Annotated in this window: 11 protein-coding genes; 9 read left to right on the top strand and 2 right to left on the bottom strand. The window is 68.4% G+C overall.

Annotated elements, in window-relative coordinates; all coding sequences use genetic code 11:
• Positions 1-123: 123 nt before the first annotated feature.
• The 8 genes from OG226_RS16670 (at position 124) to OG226_RS16635 (ending at position 9,929) form a co-directional block, all read left to right on the top strand.
• Positions 124-912: an enhanced serine sensitivity protein SseB C-terminal domain-containing protein gene (locus tag OG226_RS16670; RefSeq protein ID WP_328678906.1), complete on the top strand. Its 789-nt coding sequence runs from the start codon at positions 124-126 to the stop codon at positions 910-912.
• Between the two features lie 343 nt (positions 913-1,255).
• Entirely contained in the window at positions 1,256-2,254 is a 999-nt protein-coding gene (locus OG226_RS16665; RefSeq protein WP_328678905.1) for an ABC transporter permease, read from the top strand.
• 53 nt (positions 2,255-2,307) lie between these two features.
• The gene (locus OG226_RS16660; protein WP_328678904.1) at positions 2,308-4,059 is read left to right on the top strand and encodes an ABC transporter substrate-binding protein; all 1,752 of its coding nucleotides are present in this window, start codon (positions 2,308-2,310) and stop codon (positions 4,057-4,059) included.
• Between the two features lie 75 nt (positions 4,060-4,134).
• Positions 4,135-5,142, top strand: a complete 1,008-nt coding sequence (locus OG226_RS16655) for an ABC transporter permease (protein ID WP_033282771.1) — start codon at positions 4,135-4,137, stop codon at positions 5,140-5,142.
• Positions 5,139-6,236, top strand: a complete 1,098-nt coding sequence (locus OG226_RS16650; protein ID WP_328678903.1) for an ABC transporter ATP-binding protein — start codon at positions 5,139-5,141, stop codon at positions 6,234-6,236. Before OG226_RS16655 ends, OG226_RS16650 begins: the two co-directional genes overlap by 4 nt.
• On the top strand, positions 6,233-7,738 hold the full coding sequence (locus tag OG226_RS16645; RefSeq protein ID WP_329349339.1) for an ABC transporter ATP-binding protein: 1,506 nt from the start codon (positions 6,233-6,235) through the stop codon (positions 7,736-7,738). The genes OG226_RS16650 and OG226_RS16645 overlap by 4 nt, the downstream gene beginning before the upstream one ends.
• Positions 7,739-7,836: 98 nt before the next feature.
• A complete protein-coding gene (locus OG226_RS16640) occupies positions 7,837-9,228 on the top strand; it encodes a M1 family metallopeptidase (protein ID WP_328678901.1) in 1,392 nt (463 codons plus the stop codon).
• A 44-nt stretch (positions 9,229-9,272) separates the two neighbouring features.
• Complete coding sequence (locus OG226_RS16635; protein ID WP_329349338.1) at positions 9,273-9,929, top strand: trimeric intracellular cation channel family protein; 657 nt, start codon at positions 9,273-9,275, stop codon at positions 9,927-9,929.
• On the opposite strand, the gene OG226_RS16630 is transcribed toward OG226_RS16635, so the two are convergent.
• A complete protein-coding gene (locus tag OG226_RS16630; RefSeq protein ID WP_329349337.1) occupies positions 9,838-11,079 on the bottom strand; it encodes an alpha/beta hydrolase in 1,242 nt (413 codons plus the stop codon). The genes OG226_RS16635 and OG226_RS16630 overlap by 92 nt on opposite strands.
• Before the next feature lie 163 nt (positions 11,080-11,242).
• Here OG226_RS16630 and OG226_RS16625 point away from each other — a divergent pair, with 163 nt between their 5' ends.
• Positions 11,243-12,115: a thioesterase family protein gene (locus tag OG226_RS16625; RefSeq protein WP_329349336.1), complete on the top strand. Its 873-nt coding sequence runs from the start codon at positions 11,243-11,245 to the stop codon at positions 12,113-12,115.
• Here the strand turns inward: OG226_RS16625 and OG226_RS16620 are convergent.
• On the bottom strand, positions 12,108-12,695 hold the full coding sequence (locus OG226_RS16620) for a TIGR03086 family metal-binding protein (RefSeq protein WP_329349335.1): 588 nt from the start codon (positions 12,693-12,695) through the stop codon (positions 12,108-12,110). The two genes, OG226_RS16625 and OG226_RS16620, sit on opposite strands and share 8 nt — an antisense overlap.
• Positions 12,696-12,702: the final 7 nt, after the last annotated feature.

Raw genomic sequence — 12,702 nt, 5'->3', positions numbered from 1 at the left:
GGGAGCGGGGAACTGCGCACCCGGCCACGAGCGACCCGCGCTCGCCAACGCACACAAGGCCCCCACCCCTTGGGCGCTTAAGCTGTTCCCCATCACAGGGCACCTACAAAAAGGAGCGGACACGTGAGCGCCAGCGGCACCGCGACCGGCCAGGTCGAGCACATGCTGCGCCAGGTGACGCCCGGGCGCTACGACGCCTACGAGGCGCTCCTGCGCGCCCTCGCGACCCCCCACTCCGGTCAGATCTGGATGCTCCTGTGGCACGGCCAGTCCGGCTCCCCGGACGCCCAGTACGGAAACATGCAGGTCGACAAGTACGGCTACGCCCCCTGCGTCACCTCCGCCCAGGAACTGTCGGCGAGCGGCTGGAACCGCTCCTACGAGGTGGTCGACGGCCTGGATGTCGCCCGCACCCTCTACCCCGACCACTTCGGCCTCTGGCTCAACCCGCACGCCCCCGGCGGCGGCGTCGGCATCCCCTGGCTGGACCTCCGCCGGATCGCCACCGGCCTGGAGCGCCAGCCGGCCGGGCCCCTGCGGCTGTCGGAGCCGGGTATCGAGATCCCGCAGTTCTACGCCACGCTCACGCAGAACGCCCACCGCACCCCGGCGGTCCGCGCCCTGCGCCGCGCCTGGGTGCAGCCCGCGCTCGGAGCGCCGTATCTCGCGATCGGCCTGGACGTCTACGACACCAGTCCGCCCGCCGTGGACTCGGTGCGCGGCATGATGCAGCAGTCGATCGGCGCGGTCCCCGACGGGCTGCCGGTCTCGACCGTGGCGATGTCCGACGAGTACGACCCGGTGGCCCTGTGGCTGCGCGCCAACGCCCGCCCGTTCTACGACCGCGAGGCCCACGCGGCGCCCGCCCAGGCGGGTGGGTACGGATACCCACCCGTCCGTGGTGGATACTGAGCCCGCGAGTCCTCTTCTCAGCTTCTCCGCAGGATTTACGTCTACGACACTTTTCTTCGCGCGTAGACGGCGGTGTGGTGCCCCGAAAGACGCCGAATTTCCGTTCTGTCCCAAGTGCCCGGCGTCCGGGGGGCGTTACCCACTGTTCGGATAACGGAATCCCTAGTTAAGCATCACGGTTGCGCATACTTTCGCCGTCAGACCTGGCGGGTGATCGCAGCCACGCTGAAGACTCGCGACTCAGACACAGGGTCCAGGGACCCATGTCCACAGCAAGTCGACAAAGCCGCTAATCCGCGGCAGGCGTAAGCCGGTAACCACCGGCGAGAGGGGTCGGGTCACAGTGACCGCACCGATCGAGACCACGGGGGCGGAAGCCGGGGCGCAGCCGGAGGCTGTGCTCGTCGGCGCCGAGAAGGGGCAGATCGAGGGCCGTTCCCTTGGACAGATCGCCTGGACCCGGTTCAAGAAGGACAGAGTCGCCGTCGCCGGCGGCGTCATCGTCGTCCTGCTGATCCTGGTCGCGGCACTCTCCCGTCCGATCCAGTCGATGTTCGGACTGGATCCCGACGCCTTCCACCAGAACCTGATCGACGCCAACACCTCGCTGCCCAAGGGCGGTTGGGGCGGCATGAGCTGGGACCACCCGCTCGGCGTGGACCCGCAGTTCGGCCGGGACGTCGCCACCCGCATCCTCGAAGGCTCCTGGGTGTCGCTGGTGGTCGCCTTCGGCGCCACGATCCTGTCGAACGTGATCGGCACGATCCTCGGCGTCGTCGCGGGTTTCTACGGCGGCCGGGTCGACTCGATCATCAGCCGCCTGATGGACACCTTCCTCGCCTTCCCCCTGCTGCTCTTCGCCATCGCGATCTCGGCGACCCTGCAGGGCGGCGCCTTCGGCCTCAGCGGTCTGCCGCTGCACCTGAGCGTGCTGATCTTCGTCATCGGCTTCTTCAACTGGCCCTACCTGGGCCGGATCGTCCGCGGTCAGACCCTCGCCCTGCGCGAGCGGGAGTTCGTGGACGCCTCCCGGGGGATGGGCGCCAGGGGGCCGTACATCCTCTTCCGGGAGCTGCTGCCCAACCTGGTCGGCCCGATCATCGTCTACTCGACGCTGCTCATCCCGACGAACATCCTCTTCGAGGCGTCCCTCAGCTTCCTCGGGGTCGGTATCCAGCCCCCGCAGGCATCCTGGGGCGGCATGTTGCGGGACGCGGTCACCTATTACGAGGTCGACCCCGCGTACATGATCGTTCCCGGCCTCGCCATCTTTGTGACCGTCCTGGCGTTCAACCTGCTGGGCGACGGTCTCCGTGACGCTCTCGACCCCCGCAGCCGCTAGGGCCCGCACCCGAGAGTCCATCAAGTTTCCGACAATGGAGGAAGCAGACCATCATGCGAAGGTCAGCGCTGGCCGCAGTTGCGGCCATCGGCTCCGCGACACTGCTCATGGCAGGTTGCAGCAAGGCCGATGACAGTAAGAGTGACAACGGTGGTACGAAGGCGGCTGGGGCCAACGCAGCGACCAAGGACGTCGTCAACGCCTCTACGCACAAGGGCGGGACGGTCACCTACGAACTGTCCGACGTTCCGGACTCGTTCGACCCGGGCAACACGTACTACGCGTACATGTACAACTTCAGCCGGCTGTACGCCCGGCCGCTGATGACGTTCGAGCCCGGCCCCGGTTCCAAGGGGAACACCCTGGTCCCGGACCTCGCCGCGAGCAAGGGTGTCTCCAGCGACGGCGGCAAGACCTGGACGTACAAGCTGCGTTCGGGCCTGAAGTACCAGGACGGCACGGCGATCACGTCCAAGGACGTCAAGTACGCCGTCGAGCGTTCGAACTTCGCGCGTGACGTCCTCTCCCTCGGCCCGAACTACTTCCAGCAGTTCCTGGTCGGCGGCAAGGACTACAAGGGCCCGTACAAGGACAAGAGCGCCGAGGGCCTCAAGTCCATCGCGACGCCGGACGACACCACCATCGTCTTCCACCTGAACACGGCCTTCCAGGAGTTCGACTACCTGGTCGCGGCGCCGCAGACGGCTCCGGTGCCGCAGGCGAAGGACAAGGGCGTCGACTACGTCAAGAACATCGTGTCCTCCGGCTCGTACCAGTTCTCCAGCTACGAGGACGGCAAGTCGGCCACCCTCGTGCGCAACAAGAACTGGGACCCGAAGACGGACCCGCTGCGCAAGCAGTACCCGGACAAGATCGTCGTGAACCTGAAGGTCAACGCCGACACGATCGACAAGGACGTCCTCGCGGGCGACGCGATCGACATGGGCGGTACGGGTGTCCAGGCCGCGACCCAGGCGCAGCTGCTGACCTCCGCCGACAAGAAGGCCGGCACGGACAACACCTTCGGTGGCCGTCTCGTCTACATGGCGATCAACACCAAGGTGAAGCCGTTCGACAACGTGGCCTGCCGCAAGGCCGTCGAGTACGCCATCGACAAGGTCTCCGTGCAGACCGCCGAGGGCGGCCCGATCCGCGGTGAGATCGCCAGCACCGTTCTGCCGCCGGACATCACCGGCTACGAGAAGGCCGACCAGTACGCCACCACCGGCAACAAGGGTGACGTCGCCAAGGCCAAGGACCAGCTGAAGGCCTGCGGCAAGACGTCGATCTCGACGAACCTGTCGGCCCGCAGCGACCGTCCGCAGGAGATCTCCGCGGCCACCGCGATCATCAACTCGCTGAAGGCCGTCGGCATCAACGCCAGCCTGAAGCAGTACCCGTCGGGCAAGTACTTCACCGACTACGCGGGTGTCCCGAAGTTCACCGAGCAGCAGAACATCGGCCTGATCATGATGCAGTGGGGTGCCGACTGGCCCTCCGGCTACGGCTTCGAGCAGCAGATCCTGAACGGTGAGGCGATCGGTGCCTCGGGTAACACCAACCTGTCGCAGTACGACAACAAGACGGTCAACAACCTCCTCGCCAAGGCCATCGGCACCGAGGACGTGACCACCCGTAACAGCATGTACGCCCAGATCGACAAGCAGACCATGAGCGACGCGGCCCTCGTTCCGCTGACCTACTTCAAGGTCCTGCTGGCCCGTCCGGCGAACTACAGCAACCTGGTGTCGACGGCGGCCTTCAGCGGCCAGTACGACTACCTCAACATCGGCACCGCGAAGTAGTCGTAGCCCCGGAAGGCAGGTGAAGGCATTGGTGCCCGCGGGCTTTGCGGCCCGCGGGCACCAGCGCCGATCCCCGTGATCTCGTACATTCTCCGTCGGACGGTCGCAGCGGTGATCCTGCTGCTGGTCGTCTCCGCGGTCACCTTCGGCATCTTCTTCCTGCTGCCACGGCTCGCCGGCCAGACCGCGGACCAGCTGGCCCAGCAGTACATCGGGAAGAGCCCGTCGGCGGCGGACATCGCCGCGGTCAAGCACAACCTGGGTCTGGACCAGCCCCTTTACCTGCAGTACTGGCACTTCATCAAGGGGATCGTGGCGGGCGCCACCTACAACCTCGGCCCCACCACGGTGCACTGCGACGCGCCCTGCTTCGGCTACTCCTTCAAGGACCACGTCGAGGTCTGGCCGCAGCTCACCTCCCGCCTTCCGGTCACCATCTCGCTGGCCTCCGGCGCCGCCGTGCTCTGGCTGCTGTCCGGTGTCACGGTCGGTGTGATCTCCGCGCTCAAGCCGCGGTCGTTCTTCGACCGCGCCTTCATGGGCGTGGCGCTCGCGGGTGTCTCGCTGCCCATGTTCTTCACGGGCAACCTCGCCATCCTGCTCTTCACGTACCAGTGGCCGATCTTCGGCCGCACCTACGTCCCGTTCACCGAGAACCCCGCGCAGTGGGCCAACACGCTGTTCCCGGCGTGGTGTTCGCTCGCGCTCCTCTACTCCGCCATCTACGCGCGGCTCACCCGCTCGGGCATGCTGGAGACGATGAACGAGGACTTCATCCGCACGGCCCGCGCCAAGGGCCTGCGGGAACGCAACGTCGTCGTCAAGCACGGTCTGCGGGCCGCCCTGACGCCGATCATCACCGTCTTCGGCATGGACCTCGGTCTGCTGCTCGGCGGTGCGCTGATCACCGAGTCGGTGTTCTCCCTGCACGGCATCGGCCAGTACGCGGTGCAGTCGATCGAGAGCAACGACCTGCCCCCGATCCTCGGCGTGACCCTGCTCGCAGCGTTCTTCGTAGTGATCGCAAACCTTCTGGTGGACCTGTTGTACGCCGCCGCCGACCCGCGGGTGAGGCTCTCGTGACCGACCTTTCCAAAACAGGCGCCGCGGTCGGCGAGCCCGTCGACACGGCCAAGTCCGCCCCGAACGCCTTCCTCGAAGTCCGCGACCTCAAGGTGCACTTCCCGACCGACGACGGCGTGGTCAAGTCCGTCGACGGGCTCAGCTTCTCGTTGGAGAAGGGCAAGACCCTCTCCATCGTGGGCGAGTCGGGTTCCGGCAAGTCCGTCACCTCGCTGGCGATCATGGGCCTGCACCGGCTCGGCCCGCGCGGCAAGAACGTGCGGATGACCGGCGAGATCTGGCTCGACGGCCAGGAACTCGTGGGCGCCCAGCCGGACGAGGTGCGCAAGCTCCGCGGTCAGCAGATGTCCATGATCTTCCAGGACCCGCTGTCCGCGATGCACCCGTACTACAAGATCGGCGACCAGATCGTCGAGGCGTACCGGGTCCACCACGACGTCAGCAAGAAGGTCGCCCGCAAGCGCGCGATCGAGATGCTCGACCGGGTCGGCATCCCCGAGCCGGCCAAGCGTGTCGACGGCTACCCGCACGAGTTCTCCGGCGGTATGCGCCAGCGCGCCATGATCGCGATGGCCCTGGTCAACAACCCCGAACTGCTCATCGCGGACGAGCCGACGACCGCCCTGGACGTGACCGTCCAGGCGCAGATCCTCGACCTCATCCGGGATCTGCAGAAGGAGTTCGGCTCCGCGGTCGTCCTGATCACCCACGACCTCGGTGTCGTCGCCGAGATCGCCGACGACGTCCTGGTCATGTACGGCGGCCGGTGCGTGGAGCGCGGTCCCGTCGACGAGATCTTCGAGAAGCCGCAACACCCGTACACCTGGGGCCTGTTGGGCTCGATGCCGCGCATCGACCGGGAGACCTCGGAGCGGCTCATCCCGGTCAAGGGCCAGCCGCCGAGCCTCATCAACGTCCCCTCGGGCTGCGCCTTCCACCCGCGCTGCCCGTACGCGGACATCCCCAAGGGCGACGTCACGCGAACCGTGCGCCCCGAGCTGGAGCTGGTCCCCGGCGGGCACTGGTCCGCCTGTCACCTCCCGGCTGAGGACCGTACGCGGATCTGGACCGAAGAGATTGCGCCGAAGCTGTGAGCGATACGAACAAACAGACCGCCACCGCGGTCGTACCGGAGCAGGCGGCCTCCTCGGAGGAACGTGAGGTGCTGCTCAAGGTCGAGGGCCTGAAGAAGCACTTCCCCATCAAGAAGGGGATCCTGCAGCGTCAGGTCGCCGCGGTGAAGGCCGTCGACGGCATCGACTTCGAGGTGCGCAAGGGCGAGACCCTGGGCGTCGTCGGGGAGTCGGGCTGCGGCAAGTCGACCATGGGCCGGGTCATCACCCGGCTCCAGGACCCGACGGGCGGCTCGATCCACTTCGAGGGCCAGGACATCACGACCCTCAACTCGGCCGGGATGCGTCCGCTGCGGCGGGACATCCAGATGATCTTCCAGGACCCGTACGGCTCCCTGAACCCCCGGCACACCATCGGCTCGATCGTCTCGGCGCCGTTCCGGCTCCAGCGCGTGGAGCCCGAGGGCGGGGTGCGCAAGGAGGTCCAGCGCCTTCTGGAGCTGGTCGGTCTGAGCCCCGAGCACTTCAACCGCTACCCGCACGAGTTCTCCGGCGGCCAGCGCCAGCGCATCGGCATCGCCCGCGCGCTGGCCCTGAAGCCGAAGCTCGTGGTGGCGGACGAGCCTGTGTCGGCGCTCGACGTGTCGATCCAGGCGCAGGTCGTCAACCTCATGGACGACCTCCAGACGGAGCTCGGCCTGACGTACGTGATCATCGCGCACGACCTCTCCGTCGTCCGCCATGTCTCGGACCGCGTCGCGGTGATGTACCTCGGCAAGATCGTCGAACTCGCCGACAGCACCAAGCTGTACGAGTCGCCGATGCACCCGTACACCAAGGCCCTGATGTCGGCCGTGCCGGTGCCGGACCCCAAGCGCCGGGGCGCCAAGAGCGACCGCATCCTGCTCAAGGGCGACGTCCCCTCGCCGATCTCCCCGCCCAGCGGCTGCCGTTTCCACACGCGCTGCTGGAAGGCCACGGAGATCTGCCGGACGAAGGAGCCCCAGCTGATCGAGCTCCGGCCCGGCCAGCGGGTCGCCTGCCACCACCCGGAGAACTTCGCGGACCAGGCCCCGCAGGACACCGTCCTGCTGACCGCCGCGAAGGAAGCGGTGGAACTGGTGGGCGCGGCGGTCCTGGAGAAGGCGGCGGAGGCCGGGGCGGGAGCCAAGGCCGACGCGGTAGCGGAGGCCGAGCCGGAAGCCGAGGCTGAGGTGGCCGAGGTCGCTGCCGTGACCGAGGCGGCGGTCGCGCCCGCCGCGACCGAGAAGCCTTCGGCGCCGGCAGCGGCTGTCATCGCGGAGCCTGCTGCCGCCGAATCCACGGCTGCCGTCGAATCTCCGGCGGACGCCGAGGAATCCGCGGCGGAGGCGCCCGAGGCCGCCGATGCGGAGTCGGCGGAGACCGCGGCGGAGCGGCCCGTCGCCGACACCCCGGCCGCCTCCTCCCAGGAGACCCCCGAAACCCCGGCCGCCGCTTCCCCCGAAGCGGAATCCGGCGATCAGGAGTCAACTGCCAAGTAGCACATGACGAGTTGGTAAAGTCATGTTCATGTCGAAACGGGAGAGTGCAGAGTCGAGCGCGTCCGTCTGATCGGAAACGCACCCGAAAGGGACGACTCATGGCACTCTCCCGTTCGGCACGTCTGGGGGCCCTCGCGACAGCGGCGGCCTCTTTTCTTGTCATCGCCGCCTCCTCCGCCCCCACCCCCGGCGCCGACGGCATCGGTGACCCCTACTTTCCCCAACTCGGCAACGGTGGCTTCGACGCCCGGCACTACGCCCTCGACGTCGCCTACAACCCCGACACCGACCGCCTCGACGGGCGTACGACGCTCACCGCCCGTGCCACCCAGAACCTCTCCTCCTTCGACCTGGACCTCCAGAAGCTGGAGGTCACCAAGGTCCAAGTGAACGGAAGACGGGCCCAGTTCACCCGCACCGGCGACGAACTGCGCATCACCCCGCGGGACTTCCTCCGCAAGGGCAGGGACTTCACCGTCAGCGTCACCTACGGCGGTGTCCCCGAACCCCTCAACGGCCCCATCGTGTTCGGCTCCGACTACGGCTGGATGAAGACCCCCGACGGAGTCTTCGTCGCCTGCGAACCCAACGCCGCCTCCACCTGGTTCCCGTCCAGCGACCACCCCTCCGACAAGGCCACCTACGACATCCGCATCAAGGCCCCCAAGGGCCTGACCGGAGTCTCCAACGGCCGGCTCGTCTCGACGTACAGCAAGGGCGACTCGACGTACACCCACTGGCGCGAGAGCAAGCCCATGGCGACCTACCTCGCCACCGCCACCATCGGGAAGTTCGACGTCAGGACGGGGAAGACGCCCGGCGGCATCCCCATCTACGTCGCCATCGACCCCGTCCTCGCCAACAGCAACAGCGTCGACGTGTACGCCGTGACCGCCGCCGCCACCGACTACTGGTCGCAGCTCTTCGGGCCGTACCCCTTCGAGGAGACCGGCGCGATCGTCGACGACATGCCGCAGGCCGGGTTCTCGCTGGAGGTGCAGAGCAAGCCCGCCTACTCCGCCGTGCGCAACGAGACGACGATCGTGCACGAGCTGGCCCACCAGTGGTTCGGCGACTCCGTGTCGGTCGCGCACTGGAAGGACATCTGGCTCAACGAGGGCTTCGCGACCTACGCCCAGTGGCTGTGGGCCGAGCACCAGGGCACCCGCACCGCGCACGACTCGTTCCTGGCCGGCTACAACTCCCGCCCCGCCGACAGCTCCTTCTGGCAGACCGTCGTGGCCGATCCGCAGCGGGACACCATGTTCGCCTCCGGCGTCTACCAGCGCGGCGCGATGACCCTCCAGATGCTCCGCGAACGCATCGGCGACACCGCGTTCTTCAAGCTGCTGCCCGCCTGGACGAAACTCCACCGCTACGGCAACGGCGACACCGCCGGGTTCATCAAGCTCGCCGAGAAGGTCAGCGGGCAGCAGCTCGACGACCTGTTCCGGACCTGGCTGTACACCCCGGGCAAGCCCACCCTGTAGATCCACCTGGGCCCCTGTGGATCCCCCGCGAGTAACAATGTGGGGTGCTTCAGCAACTGTTCAGCCCCTCCGTCCAGCACACGCTCGACCTCGTCGGCATCTTCGTGTTCGCGATCTCCGGCGCGCTGCTGGCCGTCCGCAAGAACTTCGACGTGTTCGGCATCGCCGTGCTCGCCGAGGTCACCGCGCTGGGCGGAGGGGTGTTCCGCGACCTCATCATCGGGGCGGTGCCCCCGGCCGCCTTCACGGACCTGGGCTACTTCAGCACCCCGCTCTTCGCCGCGCTCCTCGTCTTCTTCCTCCATCCGCACGTGGAGCGCATCCAGTCCGGCGTCAACGTCTTCGACGCGGCCGGCCTCGGCCTGTTCTGTGTCACCGGCACGGTCAAGGCGTACGACTACGGGCTCGGCCTGACCGCCTCGGTGGCCCTCGGTCTCGGGTCCGCGGTCGGCGGCGGTGTGCTGCGGGACGTCCTGGCCAACGAGACTCCGTCCCTGCTCCGCTGGGACCGCGACCTGTACGCGGTCCCCGCCATCGTCGGCGCCACCATGGTCGCCATGTGCATCCGCTACGACGTGCTGGGCCCGTTCACCAGCGGGCTCGCGGTCGTCACCGCTTTCGTGCTGCGCCTGCTCGCGATGCGGTTCCACTGGCGAGCTCCGCGTGCGTGGAACCGGAGGTCGACCGTGCGTGAGGAGTAGTGGTGGTCCCGGTCTTCGCGTGCGGATGGTTCTTGCCCATCTCCAGGGTCAGCCAGCGGAAGACCGCCTTCACCTGCGGCCGCCACAGCGCCATCGTGTGACCGCCGTCGCTGCGCGGCAGGAACACCACGTGCACGGTCGTCGGCGCCTCGGCGACGGACGCCAGGGCCGTGCCCGCCTCGTAGCCGTCGCCGGCTTCGCCGGAGATGTACAGCGCGATCGGCGGCGGGGTCTTCTTCCCCTTCAGCAGCAGGTACGGGTTGTTCGCGGCGCGCAGGGCCGGGCTCGCGGCGGCCAGTGAATTGCGTTCGCCGATCGGGTCGTTGTAGCCGGACATGCCCACGGCCGCGCGGTAGCGGTCCGGGTGGGCGACGGCGAGCTTGACCGCGCAGTGCGCGCCGGCCGAGTAACCGGCCACCGCCCAGCCCGAAGGGGCGAGCTCGGCGCGGAAGTTGTCCATGACCATCTTCGGTACGTCGACGCTCAGCCAGGTGTCGGCGTTGACCGTGCCGGTGATGTTGGCGCAGCCGGTGTCGACGCCGGCCAGCAGGTTGGTGCGCGGCGCGACCAGGATGAACGGCGCGACCCGCCCGCTCCTCATCAGCGGCAGCAGCTGCTCGTTCGCGTGCAGCGACCCGAACCAGGCCTTCGCCGAGCCGGGATAGCCCGGCAGCAGTTCCACCACCGGGAACTTGTGGTGCCGGTAGGCGGGCTCCTTGTACTGCGGTGGCAGCCACACGTACACCTCGGCGTCGACGCCGGAGACCCGGCCCTTGAGCTGGGTGACCTCGACCCCGCCGGCCGCGCGCATGCCGGGACCCTCGGCGGGCGAGAAGGCCTGCTTCACCTTGGGCAGCCGATTCAGCGAGATGTTTCCGGTGCCGTTCCTGCCGAGATTCGCGGCCTGCTGGACGTGGTTGCCGGTGCCGAGGAGGTCGGCCCAGCTGTCGTAGAGGTTGTTCTGGTTGTTGACCATGACGAAGACCAGGGTGACGGCCGTGGCCTGGGCGAACAGCAGCATCAGGGCCCGTGCCGCCACGCGAACGGCCTTGGGGCCGCGCATCCGCGACCACAGCACGAGCGGCAGTATGAGGGCGACGATCGTCAGCACGACGGCGGTGTAGAGGAACGAGGTCCCGGTGAGGCTCATGTCCCCAAAGAGGGGGATCACGGGCCACGGGTCACGGACGAGTTCGGACACTTACCAAGAAATTGCCGGTTCCTCACCCGACCGGCCGACAACCTGCCGGTATTTTCATCTGCCCGCAACAACAAAGCTACCGCTTAGTAATCACCTGTTGTACGGTTCATCCATGCGAGAAGCAGCACCCGCCCCGGCGCCCGCGCGGGCCAGACGGGCCACGATCGGCGACAGCGAGTTCGACCGCGACACGGCGGTCACCCGTCGCGCTCCGGGCGTCTACGACATCGACCTCTCGGCCGGCTGGACGATCATCAGCGCCGTCAACGGCGGCTACCTCCTCGCCGTCCTGGGCCGAGCCCTGGCGGACGCCCTCCCGCACAGCGACCCGTTCACGATCTCCGCGCACTACCTGACGGCGTCCCAGCCCGGCCCGGCGGTCATCCGCACGGACACGGTCCGCACCGGCCGCACCCTCTCCACGGGCCAGGCCTCCCTCTTCCAGTACGACGAAGAGGGCGCGGAGGTCGAACGCATCCGGGTCCTGGCGTCCTACGGCAACCTGGACACCCTCCCGGACGACGTCCGTACGACGGCTCGCCCGCCGGTGTTCCCGCCCATGGACCAGTGCTTCGGCCCGGAGGACGGCCCCACCCCCGTCTCCGGCAGCTCGGCGATCGCCGACCGCCTGATGCTCAAGCTGGACCCGTCCACCCTCGGCTGGGCCCTGGGCGCCCCCTCCGGCAAGGGCGAGATGCGCTCCTGGTTCGGCCTGGCGGACGGTCGCGACGCGGACCCGTTGTCCCTGCTCCTCGCGGTGGACGCGCTCCCCCCGACCGCCTTCGAGATCGGCCTCAAGGGTTGGGTCCCCACGGTGGAACTCACCGTCCACGTCCGCGCCCGCCCCGCACCGGGACCGTTGAGGGTGTCGATCACCACCCGCAACCTGGCCGGCGGTTTCCTGGAGGAGGACGCGGAGATCTGGGACAGCGGGGACCGACTGGTGGCGCAGTCACGGCAGTTGGCGCGGGCCCGGCTCAGCTGACCGGCTTCCGCCCCAGCCAGGCCGCCAACTGGCCGTACGCGTCGGCTCCTTCAGGTGCCGCCTGTGCCGTGGCGAAGGGGGTGTCCGCGTCCCGTTCGGCGTCGGGGAGGACCCGGCGGGCGATGGCGAGCGCGAACTCGGCCAATTCCGGGTCGAGTTGGATGGGGTGGCCCAGCGCCTCGGAGAGGTCCCAGGCGTGGGTGACGTTCTCCATGACATAGCCCGAGAGCGCGATCCGGCCCGGTGCCTCCCCCCACGGGACCCGGACCAGCGCGTCCAGCCGGGCGTCGTCCGCCCAGGCGGCGCGGACCCGGACGCGGGCCTCGTCGTACGCGGCCGTCCAGCCCTTGTCGTCGACGCCGTCCACGAAGGGGTGGACGGCCATGCCGTCACCGCCCTCGCCGACCGTAGCGATCCGGTGGGTGCCGCCGACGAGATGACTCAGCAGGGTCCGTACGTCGAACTCCGCGCAGGGGGTCGGACCGGCCAACTGCTCCGGCCGTACCGTCCTGATCAGGGCGGCGGCCTGCTCGGTGGCGCGGGTGTACAGGGGGCGGGGGTCGTTCGCGTTGGTGTTCATGGCACCG

The organism is Streptomyces sp. NBC_01261 (assembly GCF_036226385.1).
Lineage (GTDB): Bacteria > Actinomycetota > Actinomycetes > Streptomycetales > Streptomycetaceae > Streptomyces.
This window is presented reverse-complemented; position numbering and strand designations above follow the sequence as displayed.